Origin of the sequence: Rhodococcus sp. MS13, from assembly GCF_013277835.1 — a bacterium.
Classification (GTDB): Bacteria; Actinomycetota; Actinomycetes; order Mycobacteriales; family Mycobacteriaceae; genus Rhodococcus_F; species Rhodococcus_F erythropolis.
Genome location: NZ_VBTL01000011.1, coordinates 364,176 through 385,671, shown reverse-complemented (window position 1 = coordinate 385,671; position 21,496 = coordinate 364,176). Strand labels below are relative to the sequence as shown.

The window sequence follows — 21,496 nt, the reverse complement described above, 5'->3', positions numbered from 1 at the left end:
CGTCGATCATCTCCCGTCGGCGCTGAGTACGCCCATCGATTGTTTGTACGCGTTGTCCAGTGTCGCTGCGGAATCGCATTCGCGGACGAGTTCGCCGCGCTGCATGACATATCCGCGGTCGACAACCGAGTTCAGTGCAGTAAGTGCCGGTTCCGTCACGATGACGGTCACACCCTCGGCGGCCAGACCCCCGACCAGCGCTCGCAGCTCCGCGACGATTTTCGGTGCCAGTCCTGTCATCATCTCGTCGAGGAGCAACACCTTCGGGGTTTCCAGAAGGGCCCGCCCCAGAACCAACATCTGCTGCTCACCACCGCTGAGGACCCCGGCATAACTCTCGGAGCGTTCACGCAGGATCGGGAACCTCTCGAAAGCTGTTTCCACGGCTTCGGCTTTCAATCCCAGCAGGTCTGCGCCGACGCGTAGGTTCTCGCGAACGGACATTCGCATGAACAGTTGCCTGCCTTGGGGTACGTAGGCAAATCCGCTGCGGACACGATCCAGTGCCGATAATTTCTGGATCTCTCGACCATCGAATTTGATTGTCCCGGTGGCGGGAACCGAGCCGTAGATGGATCCCGCCAAGCTGGTCTTGCCCGCACCGTTCGGCCCGACGATCGCTGTCACTTCACCGGCGGGGGCGACAAGGGAGACTTCCCGGACGGCGACAGCGGATCCGTATCGAACTGTGACTCTGTCGAGTTCGAGCATGTCAGGCGCCTTCCTCGTATTCGGAACCGAAATAGACTTCTCGCATCGCGTCGCTGGCCAAGCACTCCTGCGGTGGTCCGTAGAACGCCACTGATCCGAAATTGAGCAGCACGATCTTGGTGGCGAGCGCCGCGATGAGATCGACGTTGTGATCGACCAGGACTACTCCTTTGCCCTGCGCGGCAATCGATCGCACGGCACCGGAGATGGCAGCGATGCCGTCGTGATCCGCGCCGGCAAACGGTTCGTCCAACAGGAGAACATCGGGTTCGGTCGCCATCGCCCGCGCCACCTCGACCAGACGCTGCGCCCCCAAACTGAGATCCCCGCAAGCACTCTCGACGTCGGTGACCGAGTATCGCGCAGCAATCTCCCGGGCCCGCTGTGCTGTCCGGTCCCAGTTCTCGAAAGGTCCTTTGATCGCCCACCACAGCGAGTGCAGAGGTGAGGTGATCTTGTGCCCGTACAGTCCCGGGATGATGTTGTCGACGGCGTCGAGTTCCGCCGCGAGCTGCGGATGTTGAAACGTGCGCGAGAGCCCTTGCCGTGCACGGCGCTCCGACGGCCCGGTCAAGGCAGCACCCGCGAGCGCGACGGTTCCGGAATCTGCTTGCTGTGTGCCGAAGATGCAGTCCACCAGTGTGGTCTTGCCTGCCCCGTTCGGGCCGACCAGTCCGATCACCTCTCCCGGTCCGACGCTGAACGAGACATCGTCGACAGCGCGGACGCCGCCGTAGGACTTGTGGAGCCCGCTCACTTCGAGTAGCCGAGTCATCGATTGCCACGCTCCTTGTACAGACGGTTCATTCGACCCAGAACGTTCTGACTCCACCCGATCACCCCACCAGGCGCGACGATGAGGATCACCAGGACGGCTCCGGCAAGCAGGAGTTCGCCACTTCCCTGGTACCCGGGCATGTTCAGCGTCACGATCACCACGATCAATGCACCGAGCGGAGCACCCCACGCCGAACCGCGACCGCCGATGATCGGCATGAAGATTGCAAGGAAAACAATACTGAGAGTGAAGGTTTCAGGAGTGACAGCTTGCACCGACACGGTGAAAAGCGATCCGCCGGTCGACGCGATCGCGGCACCGATCGCCAGCGCCACGACGGTCAGGTGCGCAGGATTGACGCCGGAAGACCGTGCGACATTACGATTGTCGCGGGCAGCTTGCAACATCAGCCCCCACACCGATTTCCGGAGTCGATCGACAGCGACCGCGATCAGACACACGAACAAGATCGCGAACACGACCAATGCGTAGCGCGGTGGCTCCCAGCCGAACATCGTCACAGTCTCGACACCCGAGATCCCGGCCGATCCGCCGGTGAAACTCGGTCCGTCGATCAACCAGTGCTCGAAAGCGATACCGAACAACAAGGTCACCGCGGCAAGGTAGAAGCCGGAGAGTTTCTGCGTTGCCAAGCTGAGAAGTACTGCAACCGCTGCAGCGGCGAGGGCGCCGAGAATCCATCCCCACCACATCGACAACCCGGTCCGAACCGAGATCAGCGCAACGGCATACGCGCCGATCGCCGCATACGCGCTGTACGCCATCGACAGTGATCCCGCGAGCACGAATGGCACGTACATGCCGAGTGCGATCAGCGAATACGTCGCAGCGAGGAACACCAGATCCTGCCGGTACAGACTCGGCCCCATCCACAGCAGCACGGCAGCAACCACGACCACGGTGATCAGCGCTTCTCGTGACACGGCGAGCATCCTCGTCCGGGGACCGCCGGATGTAGCGGGCGGATTTGACGTCAGCGGACTGGTAGAAAGCGAGGCCATCAGACGCGAACCTTCCTCGAGAGCAAGCCTTCCGGACGGAAAGCGAAGAACACCAGGGCAATCAACAGAATCGCGGTTTGAGCAGCACTCGCACCGAAGTAGTACGGGGCGAATACCTGGACGACGCCCAACACCATTCCGCCGATCAGCGGAGCCCAACTCCGGCCGGTACCACCGATGACGAGTGCGATGAATGCCGTCAGCGTCCATGACAGACCGCTCGTGAACTGAACACCGGCCTTGGGAGCGAACAGAAGTCCGGCGACGGCGGCAATCACACCCGCGAGGGTGAACGCGATGAGGCGTACCCGATCCACCGGCAAGCCCAGGACGCGGGCGGCATCCGGACTGTCGCCGACGGCGCGAAGCAGACGGCCCGAGGTGGACCGGTTCAGCCACAGTCCGATACCGACGAAGATCCCGGCAGTTCCGACGACGAGTACAACGGTCGAACTGTCGACGGTGGCACCGAGCACCGATATCGGATCGAAGTCGAAGATCTTCTGCCCGGGAAGTGGTGTGCGGCCGAAGACAGTGCCGGCGAGCTGCTGGATCCCGAACAGTACTGCGGTCACAGCCACCAACGCCGGTAGTTCCCCACGACCCGATCGCTTCTGAACCTGTTTGACCACAAGCTTTTCCGTCAGGATCGACAGCGCCACCGCTACCGCGATCCCTAGCGGCATGGCAATCCAGAGAGCGAGCCCGTAATTGATCGCGACCCAACTCGACGCCATGGCCGCAGCCATCGCATACGGACCCATCGCAAAATTGAAGAAATCGGCGCCGACCACCACGAGATACATTCCGAGGGCTATAAGTGAAAAGAATGCACCGATCTCGATGGCAGCGAGCCACAGTTGTGCGTCTGTCATGTCAAGGCTCCTCGGTTATCCACACGGGGGTTGGTAGGAATCCCACGGATGGGCCGGCTTGTTGTCCTCACCGAATTCGACGAGCACCAGTCCGCAGAGGCTGTCCGGAGCCAGGTGATCCTGCGAGGAGAACGACAGTGTCAATCCGTCCTGGCCGAAGCTGGCGGGAAGTGCCGAAACCTGTTGAAGAGCATCACGAACGGCCGTCCGATCTCGGTGGTCGCCGGCAATTTCGATTGCCTCGGCCAACATCATGACGGCGTCGTACGCCTGTGCGTCGTAGGCAGTCAGTTGATAATCAGGCCCCTTCACCGCCTGCACCTTGCGACGCAGTTCGGCGGTTCTCGGGTTGTTCTCACTGAGCGAGCCCATGTACACCATGCCGCTCAACGCCTTCGGGTCCGCCAAAGCCCAAGATGCGGGCTGGTTCCCGATGGAAGCGAGCGAGAAGCGTTGCGTCTGTGGGGTGATCTTCGACAGGGTGTTGTGCGCGAGGATTTCGAAGTGCCCGCCGATACTGGCGACCAGAATCGCGTCCGGTTCGGTTTCCGCGAGACGTGAGACCTGTGCGGTGATGTCCGCGGCATCGACCGGCGCCTTTTCAACGCCCGTCACTCTCGCGCACTTCTCGAGCGCCGGCCGCAGGGTCTTGATGATTCCGTCGATGGACGCACTCGCGTCACCGAGAATTCCCAGGGACTTGTACCCCATCTTCTCGAAAGCCCCGCAGTACACCTGGGCGTACTGCTTCAACGAGTTCGGAATCATGAACGAGTAGTCGTTGTCGGGCGCCGAGGCAAAGGCGTCGCTGAGAACGACCGGAGCTATCGCGGGAATCTTCGACTGCTGGAGAATCGACTTGGCCTGCAGCACCGACCCGCTGCCGGTGGCGAGGATGACCGCACTTGATCCGTGATCGACCAACTTCCGAATGATCGACGGGGTCTTGGTGGGACTGCTCTCGTCATTCTCGACAACCAATTCGACCTGCTTGCCGTTGATTCCGCCGGCCTGGTTGATCAGGTCGACAGTCATACGCACGGTCTTGCCGGCGATCGTGCTGTACGACGCACCGGGCCCGGTGGAGTCCTCGTCCAAACCGATGACGATGGTGTCTTCGGGAATGACACCGGCAGATGCGCACGCGCTCGCCCCGAGGACCACTGCCGCGCAGACGGCAATCGCCTTTCCGAGTCTCACATCAATCTCCCGTCCAAACTCTGCTTGGTAAATCAAACAAGCGCTTGATTTACGAGTGTGGACAGAAGTATGCACTGGGTCACACCGATAGTCAAAATTCGAACTACACGCACAGGAACTGCGGTGTTACGGCTTCTGCAGCTGCCGGATCGAGGAGCTGAGTTCGCGAATGACGGACTTCAATTCGTCGACGTCCGAACGGAGTTCGGCCATTTGGGAGTCCGAACGGAGTTCGGCAAATTCGGAGGCAGGAGATACGGTCTGCGCTTCCTTCTTCGCCGTGCGCCGCGCAATGCGTGCCACCGGCTCGCCGTCGACGGAACGTGCGGCGAAGCCGTCCAGGAAAACCGAAATCAGATTGCGCTGCAGATCATCCGCCAACTCGGAAAGCTGCGGGCGATACTGCGCGACGGTGGACCAGACGGATTCACGCAGGAGACGGTGAAACTGTTCGGGATCGATGTCTTCCCGAAACTCCGCGTCGGCAATTCCGCGAGCGATAGCCGATCGCCAGTAGCTGTGTGCCTTCTGAACCAGGATGGTGATGGGCGCGTCCGCCGGTTGCGACGAAAGTATGGCTTCTCCCTGATAGACCTCCGTGGCATACGGGTGATCCACCGCCGAGGCAAAAGACACCGAGACCATCGTTGCCAGGCGATCTCGGGCCGAACCTCCCGGCTCGATCGAGTCTTCGTACCTGACGTTGAGGTCTTCGAGAAACCGGACGACGATCTCGTTGGCTATCGCATCCTTGGAGTCGAAGTAGTGGTAGAGGCTGCCGGAGAGAATCCCGACTTCGTCGGCGATGTCGCGTACCGTCGTCGCGGCGATTCCGCGCTCACTGAACAGCTTGGCCGCATGAGCGAGTATTTCGTCCCGTCGGGTCGAGCGCACGAGAAGATCCTTCCGACGTTCCGATCGTCAAGCGAGTGCTTGATCAATTTCTCGTCGATGCTAACACCGCACCCTCGCTGACCTGCGGTGTGAGGTCCTGGACATCCAATCGAAACACCGGACACACACTTGTCACCGACAGTCATTCCACCGCAACAACTTCCACCTACTCTGTGCACTCGACGAATACAGCGTTGTATACGCACTCCGGATACAGATCTGTCAGAGCCATTGTCTGCCAGAGCCATCGACACGAAAGGCCCGTACATGCGAACCTTCTCGAAGCGCACCCTTGCCGCGCCGGCCGCTCTCGCCGCGCTGGGCTTGGTTCTCACCGGCTGCGGAAGCAAGGCGACAGACACCGCATCGGGAGATTCGACGGCTACGTCGTGCGTCGACACCTCGGGGGACACGATCAAGGTCGGTTCTCTGAATTCACTCTCGGGCACCATGGCCATCAGTGAAGTGACGGTCCGCGACTCCATCTCGTTGGCGGTGCAGGAGATCAACGATTCCGGCGGTGTGCTGGGCAAGAAGATCCAGATCGTGGCAGAGGACGGCGCGTCGGAGCCGACAGTGTTCGCCGAGAAGGCCGAGAAACTGATCAGCAGCGATTGCGTCGCAGCAGTTTTCGGTGGCTGGACTTCCTCGAGCCGCAAGGCCATGCTGCCGGTGTTCGAGGACAACAACTCCCTGCTCTACTACCCGGTCCAGTACGAGGGGCTGGAAGATTCGAAGAACATCTTCTACACGGGTGCAACGACCAACCAGCAGATCATCCCGGCTCTGGATTATCTGAAGGAGAAGGGCGTCAAGTCGCTGTATCTGGTCGGCAGCGACTACGTGTTCCCGCAGACCGCCAACCGCATCATCAAGGCCTACGCGGCAGCGAACGGCATCGAGATCAAGGGCGAGGATTACACGCCATTGGGTTCGACCGACTTCTCCACCATCGTGAACAAGGTCCGCACAGCCGACGCCGATGCCGTGTTCAACACACTCAACGGTGATTCCAACGTCGCGTTCTTCCGTGAATACTCGAATGTCGGCCTGAAGCCCGCCGACATGCCCGTCGTCTCCGTCTCCATTGCGGAGGAAGAGGTCGGCGGTATCGGAGTCCAGAACGTCGAAGGCCAGCTGACGGCGTGGAACTACTACCAGACCATCGACTCCCCCGAGAACAAGAAGTTCGTCGAGGCGTACAAGGCGAAGTTCGGCCAGGACAAGCCCACGTCCGATCCGATGGAAGCGGCATACACCTCCGTCTACCTCTGGAAGAACACAGTCGAGAAGGCCAACTCGTTTGCGGTCAAGGATATTCAGGACAACGCCGACGGTGTGACCTTCCAGGCACCCGAAGGACTCGTCACCATCGACGGCGACAACCATCACATCACCAAGACTGCCCGAATCGGCGAAATCCGTTCCGACGGACTGATCTACACGGTCTGGGATTCGGGACAGCCGATCGAGCCGGATCCGTACCTGAAGAACTACCCCTGGGCCGAGGGACTCGGCAGCTGATCGACGAAAGGCGGAATTGACGGAATCGACGAGTAGAGAGGTGGAGCGTCTGTCATGGATGTTGTGATCGGACAGTTGTTCACGGGTTTGAGTATCGGATCGATTCTCCTGTTGGCAGCGTTGGGATTGTCTCTCACGTTCGGGCAGATGGGTGTCATCAACATGGCACACGGCGAGTTCATCATGGCCGGCTCGTACACCGCATACGTAGTGCAGCAGGTGATCTCGAATGCAACGGGATCGTTGATCATTTCTCTGCTCGTCGGTTTTGTCGTCGGCGGACTGATGGGTGTCGTGCTCGAAGTGGTACTGGTATCGCGGATGTACCACCGACCCCTCGATACCCTGTTGGTGACATTCGGCGTCGGATTGATTCTTCAGCAGTTGGCGCGCGACATCTTCGGCGCGCCCGCAGTCAATGTTTCGGCGCCGAGCTGGCTTTCGGGCGGGGTCGATATTTTCGGCGCCGTGGTACCGAAAACCCGCATCTTCATTCTGGTGTTGGCGATCGCAGCGGTGATCGCGCTTTCGGTCGCACTGAAGCAGTCGTCGATGGGTCGACGCATCCGGGCCGTCGTGCAGAATCGCGATCTGGCCGAGACGAGCGGAATCTCTTCTCGTCGTACGGACATCACGACCTTCTTCCTCGGTTCCGGACTCGCCGGCGTCGCGGGTGTCGCGTTGACACTCATCGGTTCCACCAGCCCGACCATCGGCCAGTCGTATCTGATCGACGCCTTCCTGGTTGTTGTCGTCGGCGGTCTCGGTCAGATGAAGGGAGCCGTGATCGCAGCCTTCGCCCTCGGCATCTTGAACTCGTTCATCGAGTACTCGACGACGGCGTCGATCGCGAAGGTGATCGTGTTCGTCATCATCGTCGTCTTCCTTCAAGTTCGGCCGCAGGGCCTGTTCGCAGTCAAGACGAGGAGCCTCGTATGAGCATCCTGAACAATTCCCGAATTCGGGTGTGGGGCGGTTTTGCACTTGCCGCGATCGTGCTGTTCGCCATCGCTCCGGCTGTGCTCTCGGACTTCAGGCTGTCACTGTTGGCCAAATTCCTGTGCTTCGCCATAGTCGCTGTCGGCATCGGCTTGGCTTGGGGCAGAGGCGGAATGCTCACGCTCGGCCAGGGCGTCTTCTTCGGAATCGGCGCATACGTGATGGCGATGCACCTCAAGATCGCCGATGCCGAACTCAAGGGCGACGCGGTACCGGACTTCATGTCCATCGCGGGCAAGACCGAACTTCCGGGATACTGGCAACCGTTCGCCTCGCCATTCGTGGCGATCTTCGCCATCCTTTTCCTGCCGGCCGCTGTTGCCTTTCTCCTCGGACTCGGTGTGTTCAAGCGGAGAGTCAAGGGCGCATACTTCGCGATCCTCTCGCAAGCACTCGCCGCGGCTTTCGCGATCCTCTTGATCGGCCAGCAGTCGATCGGTGGCAGCAACGGCCTCAACCGCTTTCGCACGTTCTTCGGTTTCAACCTCAACGATCCGGCGAACAAGCAGATGTTGTTCTTCATCGCCGCCGGAGTTCTTCTCGCATCGGTCGCTCTGATTCGCCAGCTGATGAACTCCCGATACGGCGAACTCCTCGTCGCCGTCCGCGATCAAGAGGAGCGCGTACGTTTCCTCGGATACGATCCGGCGAACATCAAACTGGTCGCCTACGTGACCGCGGCGTTCCTCGCCGGTATCGCCGGTGCGCTTTTCGTTCCGATCGTGGGCATCATCTCCCCCGCCGACGTCGGGATCGTTCCGTCAATCGCCTTCCTCATCGGGGTCGCGATCGGTGGCCGCGCAACGCTTCTGGGTCCGGTACTCGGTGCGATCGGCGTCGCTTGGGCGCAGTCGACATTCTCGGAGAAACTCCCTTCGGGATGGATCTACGCACAAGGGTTGATGTTCATCGTCGTGGTCGGGTTCTTCCCGGCAGGTGTGGCCGGATTGTTCGCCCTGATGCGCCACCGCAAGAAGCGTGAGACCCCGGCCGACCCGCCGGTCAAGGTCTCCCAACCCGAACCAGTGGAGGTGTCGTCATGACCAACACAACCGCCACCAGCGAACCCACACCGGCACTGGGCGGCAACGCCGGAATGTCGTCCGAGTACCTCGAAGTACGGAACCTTTCGGTCAGCTTCGACGGTTTCAAGGCCGTCGACGGCGTCGACTTGACCCTCATGCAGGGCGACCTCAGGTTTCTCATCGGCCCGAACGGGGCTGGAAAGACAACGCTGGTCGACGCCATCACCGGACTCGTTCCCGCGACGGGTTCGATCACGAAGTCCGGCGAGCAACTACTCGGCAAGAAGGTTCACAAGATCGCCCGCCTCGGCGTCGGGCGAACCTTCCAGACGGCAAGCGTCTTCGAAGAACTCTCGGTGCTGCAGAATCTCGACATCGCGGCGGGAGCCGGTCGCTCGGCGTGGAACCTGCTCCGAAGGCGCAAAGGTGTGCTCCCCGAGATCGAGGAGGCTCTGGAGACAACCGGCTTGGAGCACCTCAGAGACACTCCCGCGGGCATTCTGGCGCACGGGCAGAAACAGTGGCTCGAAATCGGAATGTTGTTGGTGCAGAACTGTTCCGTGCTACTACTCGACGAGCCCGTCGCTGGGATGAGCCTGGAGGAGCGCGAGGAGACCGGAAACCTTCTGCGTCGCATCGGCGGTGCACGAACCGTCGTCGTGGTCGAGCACGACATGGACTTCATGCGATCGTTCGCCACGTCCGTCACAGTGCTCGCCGCTGGGAAAGTACTCGCCGAAGGAACTGTGGCGGAGGTTCAAGCCGACCCCAAGGTGCAAGAGGTCTATCTCGGCACAGCCGCTGCCGGAACCGATCTCGGCGCCGACACCGAACCGACCCCGGAGGACTGAATCATGCTCGAGCTCGTCGACATCCGCGCCGGCTACGGACGCACCGAAGTAATCCACGGCGTATCCTTACTGGTTCCCAGTGACGGGGTTGCGGCAGTCATGGGTCACAACGGTGCGGGTAAAACCACCTTGCTGCGCGCCGCCGTCGGTCTGATCAAACCTACGCGGGGAAAGGTACTTCTGAACGGTGAGGACATCACCGGACTACGACCGAGCGCCCGCGTCGCTCGCGGACTTGCCTACGTACCGCAGGGTCAGCAGTCGTTCGGACAACTGACAACTGCCGAGAATCTTCGGGTGGTCGCCGACGGGCGCAAACGCGGAAAGGCACTCATCGCAGAGGCATTGGATCTGTTTCCCGCGCTCACCACACTCCTCGACCGTCGCGCAGGACTTCTCTCCGGTGGGCAGCGACAACAACTTGCCATCGCCCGCGCCTTGATCACCGAGCCCAAGATCCTCATCCTCGACGAACCAACCGAGGGCATTCAGCCCAACGTGGTCGCCGAAATCGAAAGAACCGTCATGGAACTCACCGAGCGCGGCGATCTCGGTGTCCTCCTTGTCGAGCAGCACATCGGTTTCGCGCTCCAATCTGCTCAGCATTACAGCATTCTCGCGGCCGGACACGTGACCTCGACCGGTGAGGGCGGCACCACGTCCACCGAGGCGGTTCGTCGAGCGATGGCAATCTGACATGAGTGTGCGGCCGCCGCTGCGCGAACAGGTTTACCGGTCGATCCGAAACGATCTGATGTCCGGTCAGATCGCGCCCTCGGAACGACTGGGCGAGGAACGCCTGGCCCATCTCTACGGTGTCTCGCGAACACCGGTGCGCGAAGCGCTCGCAAAGTTGGAATCCGACGGGCTGGTCGAGCGCGACGAACATGGACTCTTTCCGTACCGACCGCACCTCGACGAGTTGGGTGGACTCTACGAGCTGCGCATACTCCTCGAGGTGCACGGGCTTCGTCGGGTACTCGACGGTGAGGCCCCCGCTCATGATCGAGACGCGCTCGGTTCCGAACTCGACAAGTGGTACGCATTTCTCAAACAGATGCCGGTACCGGACGCCGGTTTCGTGACGCTCGACGAGGAGTTCCACATCGCGCTCCTCGCCTCGTCCGGAAACCACGCGTTGGTCGACGCCTTGCAGGCCGTCAACTCGAAGCTGCGCCCCGTGAGGATGTTCGACTACCTGACTCCCGATCGTATGAAGGCCACCGTGGAGGAACATATCTCCGTCGTCGAACTGGTTCTGGACGGCAAGATTCCGCAAGCACACGAGGCACTGGTATCGCACATCGACATCTCTCGTGCGGTTGTCCTCGACCGTGCTCGTCAGGCCCTCTCGTTGGCCGCCATGGCCAATGCCGTGCGTAACTGATCAGCGTCGTGTCGCTGACTTCAGGGTGACGACTTCGGTGACGTGGTCTCTCGTCAGGGGGATCCTGAGGTACTCCCCCGGTGCGGTTGGCTTCGGGCCGAGTTCAGAACCGGGGACCGTACCCGTTGTGCCGTCCGAGCATTCGACTGCAACTTCGCTCGTGTAGTCCGCATCAGGCGCAACGTCGCAGGTGAGTCCGTCATCCGTGGTGAAGGCGGAGATACTCGAACCGACGGGCCCCTGGATTACTGTCCCGATTGGGTCCGCCGGAGCCGGTGTACTCGTGGTTGGTGTAGCCGTCGTTGTCGGCGTTGCTGTCGATGTCGGCGTTGCTGTCGATGTCGGGATTGCTGTCGGTGTCGGCACAGACGCGGTGGTCGTCATCCCTGCCGTGTTCTCAGCTGCCGTGGTCTCAGCTGCTGTGGTCTCAGCTGCTGTGGTCGAAGAAGTCGTCGATGACGGGGGTTCGCTCACCGAAGTAGGCGTCGGGCTGACCGCACGCGCAGCAAATCCGGTTGGGAGGCTCAGCGGCGTGACCGGGTATGTCGCGGTGCCAATTCCGCATTGAGCCGTTACAAGATTGAACGTCACGTTTGTGGTGCCCAGTATCTGCGCCCCCAGAATCGCAAAAGCTGCCATCGAAAGACTCACGCTCAGCGTCGATTGCGCCGTTGTTGCCGTGGACGTTCGCGTGCTCACGAGCTTGATGTTCGTGTATTGAATCGTCGCCAAGCCAGCGGCGTTCACAGTGGCGTCCGCCCCTGTCACCGTCACCGATCCGTTCTCGGCAGGCTGTGGAATCGTGAGGACGCGAGATCCCACCGTCACCTGATTCGTGGGGCTACTCGCCGATACCGATGCCCTGTTCGAGGTATCGCACGCAGCCCCTGCCGTAATCGGCGATGCCACAGTGACTATCGGCGCACTTACCAGATCAATCCCCAGTAGGGACAGCAAGTTCACTGTCACGGTCATCGAGGTGAGTGTCGACGTCGCATCGGTATCCGAAACAATTGCCGACTGGCAGCGGCCGCTCGCAGGCTGCCCGACCGAGTAGGCAGCGCACGACGAGATCGATCCGGTCCGGGACAACGAGTTGACACCCAGCAGCTTTGCAACCACCAGATTGGTTGTGTCCAGGTCCTTTCCAATCGTGTTCTGTTGTGAGACACCTTCGAACATCGAACTGCCGAAAAGATCTATCACGATTCCGCCACTGGACAACCCGAGCCCGCCGGCGCCTCTGCCGTACCCACTCGTCGTCCATGAACCGGTGGAAATCGGACCGGTCACGTATTCGGAGTCTGTCCACGCCGCTTCGGTCTCTCCGAACAGTGGGTTACACGAGAAACCGGAGCCCAGAACAACCGCAACTGCCAATACGATGACTGAGAACAGGTGGCGACGCTTCATTGCCTCCCGCCGTCCGGCGGTAGAAGAACCTGAATGGGTTCGGTTTTCGGTTCGGCCAATTCGGCATCATCGTCGTCATCGGTATTGCGCGGCCAGAATACCGCAACCACCAAAGCGGCCATGGTCAGCGTGATCGCCCCCAGAACAAGAGGATTCGAGAAGTAGACGATCACCCGCGCCAATCCCGGAACGTGCCAGAGCACCTTTCGGACCGTGGTGACCTCGTATACCGCGGGATCAGCCGAAGCGTTGGCATCACCCTTGAGATCGAGAATCGTGATGCCGTTGTCCTGGGTACGAGCGGAGACGACCCGGTGGGTCACCGGCAGTTCGGACACTCCCCGATCGACGGTGACGACGTCGCCCACCTCGACGGAATCTGCCGGTACTTCCCGTACAACTGCCAGAGATCCGGTCGGAATGGTCGGCGACATCGATCCGGTCTTGAACATGATCAGTGTGATGTCGAAGGCGACGGCACAGATCACCAAAGCGATACAAACAACCCCACCGGCAGCGAGAACCTGAAGGATGCAGTCCCCGATGATCGTGGGGACCGAACGCTTCTTCGTCCGGGCATGTGTTGCCCGGGCATGTGTTGGCATTGCAGCTCCTTCAGGGTGTTGCACTGAACTGCCAAGTGGGAGTTGCCGTTTTACCGATCAACGCCGAGTTACTCCAATTAGCCGAGGTTCCGGGCAGCGAAATCTCGAAGCACAGCGCCACCGCGGCGCCCGGGGACGCTCCACCGGCGGGTAGCGCGATGGCCCCGACTGCGGAACCAGTTGAGAGCGACGGAAACACCGTCGCACTTCCCACCACGAATTGTGGTGTTCCCGTGGAGAAGGCTGACGCATCACAGGTCGTCGACTTGACCACCCGATACCGAAGCGCCGACGCCAGAGTGGAGTCGCCGGCAACCGTGGCCGCCTGCAGAGTGACGGATGCTGCCGGCGAGACCGGCACTGTTCGAAGAGATATCGGGCCGTACGAGAACGCACCGGGGCGAATCAGGAGCGCCGAGGGTGTGTACGTGAAAATGCCAGGGGCACTGGATGCATGCGACGACCATCCACCGCCGACGTTCGACTCGATTCCGAAGGTTCCGGTGCGAAACGATGCATCGCCCATCGTGCTGTCCACCCAACTGGCAGCCACGGTGGTTGCACCGATACCCAGGACGAGTCCCGAGGCCGCCAGTGCGTACACCTGACGCATTCGCCGTGTGACCACGCAGGCGTCAGGGGGTGGACTGGCCGGTGAACTGCCAGAGCAAGCGCCCGGTGTCCTTGCCCGACACGATCGAGGGGTCGACTCCGGCGGGCAGCGTGACCGCGAAGCACAGTTCGACCGGCACACCCGTGCCTAGCAAGGCGACATCCGAACCCGAACCTGCCGTCAAGGCCACCGGACTAGCTGTCGTGCCCACCCATGCTGTGCCTGCTCCAATTCCCGCCGCCGTGCAGGCCGTGGAGGAGACACCTCGATACACCGAGTACCGCAGGGCGGGTTTGAGATCGGCATCACCGCCCGTCGCACCGAGTAGTTGTACCGTCGCGCCGAAAGTGCTGGCCGTGGGACCGATCCGTAGCGCTACCGGCGCATATACCGTCGTTCCGGGTGCGAGTGTGTTGAATCCCGTGCTGAATTGGAAGTGGCCGGCGGAAGCGTCGACTTGATACTCACCCCAGGTCGTCAGTCCGTCGAAACTGCCCTGGAGATTCCAACTTCCCGTCTTGAACTGCGCGTCGCCGAAAACATTGTCTGTCCACGCTGCCAAGGTGACAGCGGCGCCGATACCGAGGACAAGTCCTCCGGCTAGTAATGCACGTACTTTGCGCTTGTTTACAGCCTTCCGATCAGTGGCCATGCTGGTCTCGATTCACTTGGAATGCGAAAGAACCTCCGATTCGGGAAATCTAGCCCCCACTTTCACCCGAAATATCCGAAATGACCGAAATTGAGACAAAGACTTGACGCCTTCTCCTCCTCGCCGCCATCTGTGGGCGTTGACCAGGGGGAAATAGGAAAGCCGGCCAGATGGTTGCACCTTCCAACGACGCTTGCGTTCTATTCGCTGAGAAAGGCTCCACCTCCATGGCCGTACCACTTTCCATCCTCGACCTCGCCCACATCGGGGACGACGAAACCGCCAAAGACAGCTTCGACGCCAGCGTGACCTTGGCGCAGCGTGCCGAGGAGTGGGGCTACAAGCGAATCTGGTACGCCGAGCACCACAACATGGGTTCCATCGCGTCTTCGGCAACCAGCGTTCTGATCAGCCACGTCGCCGCGAACACCAGCAAAATCCGCCTCGGCGCCGGTGGAATCATGCTGCCCAACCACGCACCGCTGACGATCGCCGAGCAGTTCGGCACCCTCGAGACTTTGCACCCCGGTCGAATCGATCTCGGTCTCGGCCGCGCGCCCGGTAGTGATCAGAAGACGATGCAGGCTTTGCGACGAGACCCGAGTTCTTCGGACAGCTTCCCGCAGGACGTACTCGAGCTTCAGGGCTACCTCGGCGACACCTCGCGCGTCCCCGGAATCAATGCCGTTCCCGGTAAGGGCACTCACGTTCCGCTCTACATTCTCGGATCGTCACTGTTCGGCGCCAAGCTCGCCGCGATGCTCGGCCTGCCGTATGCATTTGCCTCGCACTTCGCCCCCAACGCCCTGCGCGACGCAGTCGCAATCTACCGACGCGAGTTCAAGCCGTCGGAGCAGTTGGCGGAGCCGTACGTCATCGCCGGCGTCAACGTCATCGCCGCCGACACCCATGAGCAGGCTCAGCAGGACTTCCTCGCGGCCAAGCGTTCGCGCGTCAGTCTTCTTCTCGGGCGTGGACGCAAATTCACGGACGACGAAGCGGACATGCTGCTCGACTCCCCCGCCGGTCAGCAGGTTCTGCAAATGACCAAGTACAGCGCCATCGGCACGCCCGCCGAGGTGCGTGCGTACCTCGACGAGTTCACCGAGCATGCGCAGGCCGACGAGCTGATCACGGTGTCGACCGGCACCAACCGCGAGGCATGGTTGCGCACGTTCGAACTCCTCGCCGACGTGAGCGATCTGGTGCCCGCCTAAGCTGCCGGTATGGGCGATCCATCCCGTCGCGGGTTCATCTCGGTACTGGCCGTACTACTTTCGACGGGTTGGGCCGCCAACCACTTTGCTTCGCTCATCCCGGTTCTCCGGGTGGACGAGGGCCTTTCGCATACCGTGCTCGACGGTGTTTTCGGTATCTATGCGCTCGGACTCCTACCCGGCCTGTTGACCGGTGGAGCAGTGTCGGACCGCGTCGGCCGAGCTGTAGTCGTCCTTCCCGGAGCACTCATAGCCTCGCTCGGAACCTTGATTCTTCTTCTCTGGCACGACGCGCCCGGGCTCATGGTCGGGCGCCTCGTAGTCGGTATCGGTGCCGGTCTGGCAATCGGCGCCGGTACCGCGTGGGCAGCTGACCTTCGCGGCAAGTCCGGAACCGTGATGGCGGGCGTCGTACTCACCTCGGGTTTTGCACTGGGACCACTGTTTTCGGGTCTGTTGGCACAATTTGCCGCCTTCCCACTCGCTACGCCCTTTGTCGTCTCGACCGTCTTGTCGGTGGGTTCGGTTGCCGCGGCAGCTGTGTGGAGTCGTACTCCTGCTCCCACCAAAGCTGCGACGTTCACACAGATTCCCGACCGCGCAGAGCGGTCGGGAACCGGTGTGAAGGCCGCACTGCTCTGGGCACTTCCGTTGGCGCCATGGGTGTTCGCCAGCGCAACAGTGTCTTTCGTGACCATGACGGCCAGGCTCGGGGACCGCTACTCAGGTCCTCTCCTTCCGGGTTTCGCCGCGGCGCTGACTCTGGGTGCTGGAATCCTGGTTCAAACCGCTGCGCGCCATCGCAATTGGGGTCCTCAGGCCGGCACGACAGGCGCCGCACTGGCGGCACTCGGATACTGCCTGGTCGCAGTCGGCGGCGCGCACCCCGCGCTCGGGTTGTTCATCGTCTGCGCGCTCGTCCTCGGTACGGCCTACGGACTGTGTCTGCGTGAGGGACTGCTCGACCTCGAGTCGCTGGCTCCCCCGGCCTCGCGGGGCGCTTTGACCGGGATCTTCTACGTCGGCACCTATCTCGGATTCGGACTGCCGGTGCTACTGGTTGTCATCGAACCCACGATGGGCCCGTCACTGCCGTTGGTGATCCTCGCCGCTGTTGCCGCCGTCGTTGCCGTGGTCCGATTCCGCCGATTGCGGTCGACCCAGGCTTCCACGTCACATCCGCGTCTCGAAGCCGCATCGGTCTGAACACCCGTTCGGACGGAGTTGGCGGTACTTGCAGTCGCAGCTACCCGGCGGTGTTAGCGTCGGAGGACCAGAAGGTAACTGCGTAGGGACACAGCACATGGGCAAGAGCGAGGCGGGCAAGGCCGAATCGGCCAAGAGCAGTGGCGACGATCTGACGGGTCGGCGCATCCTGATCACCGGCGCTGCCCGCAATATCGGTTCTTCGCTGGCCAGACGCCTGTACGACCGTGGCGCGTCCGTGGGACTGCTCGGCCTCGAGCCGGAACTTCTCGAGCAAGTCGCCACTTCCTGCGGCCGCGCGCCGTGGCAGTTGTGCGATGTCGCCGACCCCGAGCAGGTATCTCGCGGCGTCGACTACATCGCCGAGAAGCTGGGAGGCATCGACGTCGTCGTGGCCAATGCCGGCGTCGAGGCGAACTCGTCGATCCTCGGCGGAGACGTCGAAGACATGCGTCGCGCAGTCGAAGTCAACCTCATGGGCACGTACTACACCCTGCGCGCAGCCGGTCCCCACATCAGTCACGAAGATGGTTACGCCCTGGTGGTCGCCTCGGCCCACGGCGCGGCGAAGCACCCGTTCCGCGGACCGTTCGGTGCTTCGCGCGCCGGTGTCGAAGCGTTGGGCGACGCGTTGCGCCTGGAAATGAAACACCTTGGTACCAAGGTGGGCGTCGCGTATATCGGAGACATCGACACCGATACCACCGCACTCTCTTTCGACGGCGCTCGCGGAACCCTCGCCAGCGCCGGCACCACGACCGTCGCTGACGCCGTCGACGCGTTCGAGCGCGGTATCGTCGGCCGGAAGTCACGCGTACACGCGCCCCGCCGCAGCGCTGCGGTTCGCCACATCGCGCAACGAGCTATCGACCTCCGTCCCTCTCACATCCGTGGAGTCGCATGAACCCCCGCATCCCGCCCGGCCGATTCAAAGACCTCGGTCCGATCAACTGGGGAATCTGGCGTGTCCTGTCGAAGGCTGCCGGAGCACCCGATGCGCATCTGTTCAGCACCTTGGGGCGCACGGGTGGACTCTTCCGCGGTTGGCTGCACTACTCCGGCTCACTCATGCCCGGCGGCAAGATCTCTCGCCACGACACCGAACTGATCATCCTGCGGGTCGCGCACCTGCGGGACTGCGGTTACGAGATGGATCACCACATCAGGCTCGGCCGCAAAGCCGGAATCGACGCAGAAGAACTGGCCCGAATCATCGAGGGCCCTGGCGCTTCCGAGTTGAGTCCGCGTCACCGTGCGATCTTGACTGCGGTCGACGAGTTGGTCACCACCAAGGACATCACCGACAACACGTGGGGAACGCTCTCGCAGCATCTCGACGATCGTCGGTTGATCGAATTCACCTTGCTGGTCACTCAGTACGACGGCCTGGCCACCACGATCGGAACCTTGCGGGTTCAGCGCGACTTCTCCTGAAGTTCCGCGGCGGCCGTAACTCAGCTCTTACCCGAAGACATCTGGACGAAACACCTGATCAATAGCGTATACAGGTATGTCGACAGGGATGAATACGGCGCCGGAGCCACTGCGTGAGGTGGTCTACCGGGAACTACGCACCGAACTGGTCAACGGGACCATCGGGTTCGATCAGCGCCTGACGGAACCGAAACTCTCCACGCGTTTCGGCATTTCTCGCACACCAGTACGGGAAGCGTTGACGATGCTGTGCGCCGATGGACTCCTACGCCGGGAAGAATACGGGTTCTCCGCCGTGCGCCCGAGCATCCCGCGGATCCGAGACCTGTACGAACTCCGAATCACTCTGGAACTACAAGGAATTACCCGGGCGATCGCAGATCCGACGATCCGGCGCGACCGAACAATCCTCGACGACGAATTGGTGCGGTGGCGTGCCCTGGCTCTCGATCCGCCCGCTCAGGAACCGGGGTTCGTCGAACTGGACGAGGAATTCCACGTCGCCGTACTGAGGGCGTCGGGAAACAATGAACTGGTCGCGTCGCTGCTGTCGGTGAATTCCCGTATCCGGCACGTTCGGATGTACGACTTCATGGTCAACGGCCGCATCGACACCTCGATCGCGGAGCACATTCGAATCCTCGACGAACTACGTGCCGGCAATCTGCCCGAGGCCCGCACGCTTTTGCACCAGCACATCGGCGAGTCTCTCGACGTCGTCCTCGACCGGGTGACCCGCGCGATCACCGCGCTCTCACTCGCCAACATCACGGACTGATCGGAGCAGTACACACCATGACCATCGCAGCAGAAGTTTTCACCCCGACAGCCCTGGTCGAGCAGGCATTCCAGCGGATCGAGGAAGTAGATCGCCCCGAAGTCTGGATCACGTTGCGCCGCAAGGAAGATGTGCTTGCCGATGCCGCCTCGGTCGAAGCCAGAATCGCCGCGGGCGAGCATCTTCCCCTGGCTGGGCGTCTGGTCGCCGTCAAGGACAACGTCGACGTCGCCGGTCTGCCGACCACAGCGGCGTGCCCCGAATTCGCGTATGCGCCGGACGAAACTGCCAGTGCCGTTGCACGGTTGATCGAGCACGGAGCTGTTGTTCTGGGGAAGACCAACCTGGACCAGTTCGCCACCGGGCTGGTCGGAACGCGTAGTCCGTACGGAGCCGTTCGCTGCGCCTGGAACGAAGAGTTGATCTCGGGCGGTAGTAGCTCCGGATCCGCCGTCGCTGTCGCGCTGGGGATTGCAGACATCGGAATCGGCACCGACACCGCCGGTTCCGGCCGGGTACCGGCGGCATTTCACGGGATCTACGGACTGAAGCTTTCGCTCGGCGTCATTCCCGTCCACGGAGTAGTGCCCGCCTGCATCGACTACGACGCTCTGACGGTGTTCGCCGGCGACCTCGAATCGGCAACCGCGGCAGCGGCAATCATGGTCGGCCACGAACCTCGAGATCCCCGCAGCCGCGTCTGGCCTTCCGACGTTCGTCTCGCGGCGGCGCCGAATCCCCGCGTCGCGGTCCCCCGAATCGAGGATCTCGCTCAACTTAGCCCGTCGTATCTGGCAGCATTTCAGGACACTGTGACAGCTCTGGTAGCCGGCGGCGCCGAGACCGAGACCGTCGACATCTCCGGGCTGCTCGACGCGGCCCGATTGCTCTACGACGGCGCCGTGGTGGCGCAGCGGTACGCCGCTGCCGGCGAGTTCCTCGAAACCCGCCCTGCCGGAGCAGATCCCGCGGTGTCCGACATCGTGCTCGGCGCGAAGCACCCCACCGGATACCAGCTAGTCGACGATCTCGACGCTCTCACCCGCGCCGAGGCAGCCGCCCGGGCACTCCTCGCCGGGTTCGACGCCCTGCTGCTTCCCACCACCACCGAACATCCGACGATCGCCACCGTGACCGAGGATGCGTTCGGAATCAACCGCCGGATGGGAACTTTCACCAACTTCTGCAACCTGCTCGACATGGCGGCCGTCGCGGCGCCCGGACACTGCACTGCCGAAGATCACCCGTTCGGCGTCATGTTCGTCGTACCCGCTTTCGACGACCAGATCGCCATCGACCTCGCCGCACGACTCGGTGATGTGCCTTCACCCACCCTCGTCAATACCGGAATCGACCTCGCAGTATTCGGCGCTCACCTGCGCGGGCAACCCCTCAACACACAGTTGGTCGACCTCGGCGCGCGGTACGTCGAAACCGTCACGACCTCGGATGCCTACCGGCTCTTCGCTCTCGACACGACGCCCCCGAAGCCCGGCCTGGTACGCCGTGGCCCTGGACTCGGCGCACCGGTCGTCGGCGAGATCTTCCGGATCTCACCGGCTGGCCTGGGAACGTTCCTCGCCGCCTTGCCCGCGCCGATGGCGCTCACCAGCGTCGAGTTATCGGACGGCAGAACGACAGTCGGTTTCAGCTGCACTCATGACGCCGTAAACGGCGCAGCTGACATCACCGGCTACGGCGGTTGGGCCGCGTACCTCTCTCGCTGACAGTCAGGGCTTGCAGATTCGAGTGACGGCCTCGCGCACCACTTCACGGCGGCGCGCGATCTCGTCGGCGTCGACGTTCTGGTTGTCGGCCACACCGGGGGCCACTACCCAACCGAACACGAGGCCGAACAGCATCGTGATCAGGTCCTGGGGGTCCCAGTGCTTCGAGATGAGGCCGTCTTCTTGAGCCTTGCGGATCGTGGCCATTCGCGGAACCCAGCTGGAATGTTCCTCGGCCAGCTTCTTCATCCGTGGTGCCTCACCCTGCAATTGACCCCAGATCATCATCCGTTGAATCTGTGGTTTGGCGAGCATTGCGTCGAACAGTTCGACGGCATGCGCGGGCATGTCTTCACCGGTGAACTCGACGGACTCCATCGCCTGCTCGAAGTCGACGTCGAGCACCGCGTGGAACAACGCGACCTTGTCACCGAAATAGGCGTAGAGGCGCTCCTTACTGGCGTTTCCGTTCTTCGCAATCCGATCGATGCGCGCACCGGCAAGCCCGTAGGTGCCGAATTCTTCTTGCGCAGCGTCGAGGATTCGCTGTTTCGTCGCGGTCACGTCAGTGGGAGCCATAGTGAT

The 21,496-nt window shown here is 61.9% G+C and carries 23 protein-coding genes; 12 read left to right on the top strand and 11 right to left on the bottom strand.

Going from position 1 to position 21,496, the window contains the following annotated elements; all coding sequences use genetic code 11:
• Window positions 1-6 precede the first annotated feature (6 nt).
• The 6 genes from FEZ59_RS23515 to FEZ59_RS23490 form a co-directional block, all read right to left on the bottom strand.
• Window positions 7-711 carry an ATP-binding cassette domain-containing protein gene (locus FEZ59_RS23515; protein WP_172933286.1) on the bottom strand — a complete coding sequence of 235 codons (705 nt, stop codon included), beginning with the start codon at window positions 709-711 and terminating at the stop codon, window positions 7-9.
• Between the two features lies 1 nt (window position 712).
• Window positions 713-1,486: an ATP-binding cassette domain-containing protein gene (locus FEZ59_RS23510; RefSeq protein WP_046378188.1), complete on the bottom strand. Its 774-nt coding sequence runs from the start codon at window positions 1,484-1,486 to the stop codon at window positions 713-715.
• Window positions 1,483-2,442: a branched-chain amino acid ABC transporter permease gene (locus FEZ59_RS23505; RefSeq protein WP_223257992.1), complete on the bottom strand. Its 960-nt coding sequence runs from the start codon at window positions 2,440-2,442 to the stop codon at window positions 1,483-1,485. Before FEZ59_RS23505 ends, FEZ59_RS23510 begins: the two co-directional genes overlap by 4 nt.
• A 68-nt stretch (window positions 2,443-2,510) precedes the next feature.
• On the bottom strand, window positions 2,511-3,386 hold the full coding sequence (locus tag FEZ59_RS23500) for a branched-chain amino acid ABC transporter permease (protein WP_046378187.1): 876 nt from the start codon (window positions 3,384-3,386) through the stop codon (window positions 2,511-2,513).
• Between the two features lie 15 nt (window positions 3,387-3,401).
• A complete protein-coding gene (locus tag FEZ59_RS23495) occupies window positions 3,402-4,586 on the bottom strand; it encodes an ABC transporter substrate-binding protein (RefSeq protein WP_021343387.1) in 1,185 nt (394 codons plus the stop codon).
• 126 nt (window positions 4,587-4,712) lie between these two features.
• Window positions 4,713-5,480, bottom strand: coding sequence for a TetR/AcrR family transcriptional regulator (locus FEZ59_RS23490; protein ID WP_133728568.1), 768 nt, complete (start codon window positions 5,478-5,480; stop codon window positions 4,713-4,715).
• Between the two features lie 267 nt (window positions 5,481-5,747).
• Between FEZ59_RS23490 and urtA the strand changes: the two genes are divergently transcribed.
• The 6 genes from urtA to FEZ59_RS23460 are packed head-to-tail and all read left to right on the top strand — an operon-like array spanning window position 5,748 to window position 11,266.
• The gene (gene urtA / locus FEZ59_RS23485) at window positions 5,748-7,004 is read left to right on the top strand and encodes an urea ABC transporter substrate-binding protein (RefSeq protein ID WP_019744446.1); all 1,257 of its coding nucleotides are present in this window, start codon (window positions 5,748-5,750) and stop codon (window positions 7,002-7,004) included.
• Between the two features lie 54 nt (window positions 7,005-7,058).
• A complete protein-coding gene (gene urtB / locus FEZ59_RS23480; protein WP_003941514.1) occupies window positions 7,059-7,943 on the top strand; it encodes an urea ABC transporter permease subunit UrtB in 885 nt (294 codons plus the stop codon).
• Complete coding sequence (gene urtC / locus FEZ59_RS23475; RefSeq protein ID WP_021333894.1) at window positions 7,940-9,046, top strand: urea ABC transporter permease subunit UrtC; 1,107 nt, start codon at window positions 7,940-7,942, stop codon at window positions 9,044-9,046. Before urtB ends, urtC begins: the two co-directional genes overlap by 4 nt.
• Window positions 9,043-9,879 (top strand): urea ABC transporter ATP-binding protein UrtD, encoded by an 837-nt coding sequence (urtD, locus tag FEZ59_RS23470; RefSeq protein ID WP_019744448.1) that lies wholly within the window; start codon window positions 9,043-9,045, stop codon window positions 9,877-9,879. The genes urtC and urtD overlap by 4 nt, the downstream gene beginning before the upstream one ends.
• A 3-nt stretch (window positions 9,880-9,882) precedes the next feature.
• A complete protein-coding gene (urtE, locus tag FEZ59_RS23465) occupies window positions 9,883-10,575 on the top strand; it encodes an urea ABC transporter ATP-binding subunit UrtE (protein WP_003941544.1) in 693 nt (230 codons plus the stop codon).
• A 1-nt stretch (window position 10,576) separates the two neighbouring features.
• Entirely contained in the window at window positions 10,577-11,266 is a 690-nt protein-coding gene (locus FEZ59_RS23460; RefSeq protein WP_020906727.1) for a GntR family transcriptional regulator, read from the top strand.
• On the opposite strand, the gene FEZ59_RS23455 is transcribed toward FEZ59_RS23460, so the two are convergent.
• The 4 genes from FEZ59_RS23455 to FEZ59_RS23440 are packed head-to-tail and all read right to left on the bottom strand — an operon-like array spanning window position 11,267 to window position 14,549.
• The gene (locus FEZ59_RS23455) at window positions 11,267-12,679 is read right to left on the bottom strand and encodes a hypothetical protein (RefSeq protein ID WP_207105599.1); all 1,413 of its coding nucleotides are present in this window, start codon (window positions 12,677-12,679) and stop codon (window positions 11,267-11,269) included.
• Complete coding sequence (locus tag FEZ59_RS23450) at window positions 12,676-13,284, bottom strand: signal peptidase I (protein WP_030535532.1); 609 nt, start codon at window positions 13,282-13,284, stop codon at window positions 12,676-12,678. The genes FEZ59_RS23455 and FEZ59_RS23450 overlap by 4 nt, the downstream gene beginning before the upstream one ends.
• A 10-nt stretch (window positions 13,285-13,294) precedes the next feature.
• Complete coding sequence (locus FEZ59_RS23445) at window positions 13,295-13,912, bottom strand: hypothetical protein (protein ID WP_020906724.1); 618 nt, start codon at window positions 13,910-13,912, stop codon at window positions 13,295-13,297.
• Window positions 13,913-13,919: 7 nt separating this feature from the next.
• The gene (locus FEZ59_RS23440) at window positions 13,920-14,549 is read right to left on the bottom strand and encodes a SipW-dependent-type signal peptide-containing protein (protein WP_019744453.1); all 630 of its coding nucleotides are present in this window, start codon (window positions 14,547-14,549) and stop codon (window positions 13,920-13,922) included.
• 227 nt (window positions 14,550-14,776) lie between these two features.
• Between FEZ59_RS23440 and FEZ59_RS23435 the strand changes: the two genes are divergently transcribed.
• From FEZ59_RS23435 to atzF, 6 genes are all read left to right on the top strand, one after another.
• The gene (locus FEZ59_RS23435; protein ID WP_020906723.1) at window positions 14,777-15,766 is read left to right on the top strand and encodes an LLM class flavin-dependent oxidoreductase; all 990 of its coding nucleotides are present in this window, start codon (window positions 14,777-14,779) and stop codon (window positions 15,764-15,766) included.
• A gap of 9 nt (window positions 15,767-15,775) precedes the next feature.
• Entirely contained in the window at window positions 15,776-16,972 is a 1,197-nt protein-coding gene (locus FEZ59_RS23430) for an MFS transporter (RefSeq protein ID WP_172933284.1), read from the top strand.
• A 97-nt stretch (window positions 16,973-17,069) separates the two neighbouring features.
• Window positions 17,070-17,876 carry an SDR family NAD(P)-dependent oxidoreductase gene (locus FEZ59_RS23425; protein ID WP_166810654.1) on the top strand — a complete coding sequence of 269 codons (807 nt, stop codon included), beginning with the start codon at window positions 17,070-17,072 and terminating at the stop codon, window positions 17,874-17,876.
• Window positions 17,873-18,406 (top strand): carboxymuconolactone decarboxylase family protein, encoded by a 534-nt coding sequence (locus FEZ59_RS23420; protein ID WP_019744457.1) that lies wholly within the window; start codon window positions 17,873-17,875, stop codon window positions 18,404-18,406. Before FEZ59_RS23425 ends, FEZ59_RS23420 begins: the two co-directional genes overlap by 4 nt.
• Before the next feature lie 76 nt (window positions 18,407-18,482).
• Complete coding sequence (locus FEZ59_RS23415) at window positions 18,483-19,184, top strand: GntR family transcriptional regulator (protein WP_242459918.1); 702 nt, start codon at window positions 18,483-18,485, stop codon at window positions 19,182-19,184.
• Window positions 19,185-19,201: 17 nt separating this feature from the next.
• The gene (gene atzF, locus FEZ59_RS23410) at window positions 19,202-20,911 is read left to right on the top strand and encodes an allophanate hydrolase (RefSeq protein WP_172933283.1); all 1,710 of its coding nucleotides are present in this window, start codon (window positions 19,202-19,204) and stop codon (window positions 20,909-20,911) included.
• Window positions 20,912-20,914: 3 nt separating this feature from the next.
• On the opposite strand, the gene FEZ59_RS23405 is transcribed toward atzF, so the two are convergent.
• Window positions 20,915-21,490 carry a TetR family transcriptional regulator gene (locus FEZ59_RS23405; protein WP_019744460.1) on the bottom strand — a complete coding sequence of 192 codons (576 nt, stop codon included), beginning with the start codon at window positions 21,488-21,490 and terminating at the stop codon, window positions 20,915-20,917.
• Window positions 21,491-21,496 lie beyond the last annotated feature (6 nt).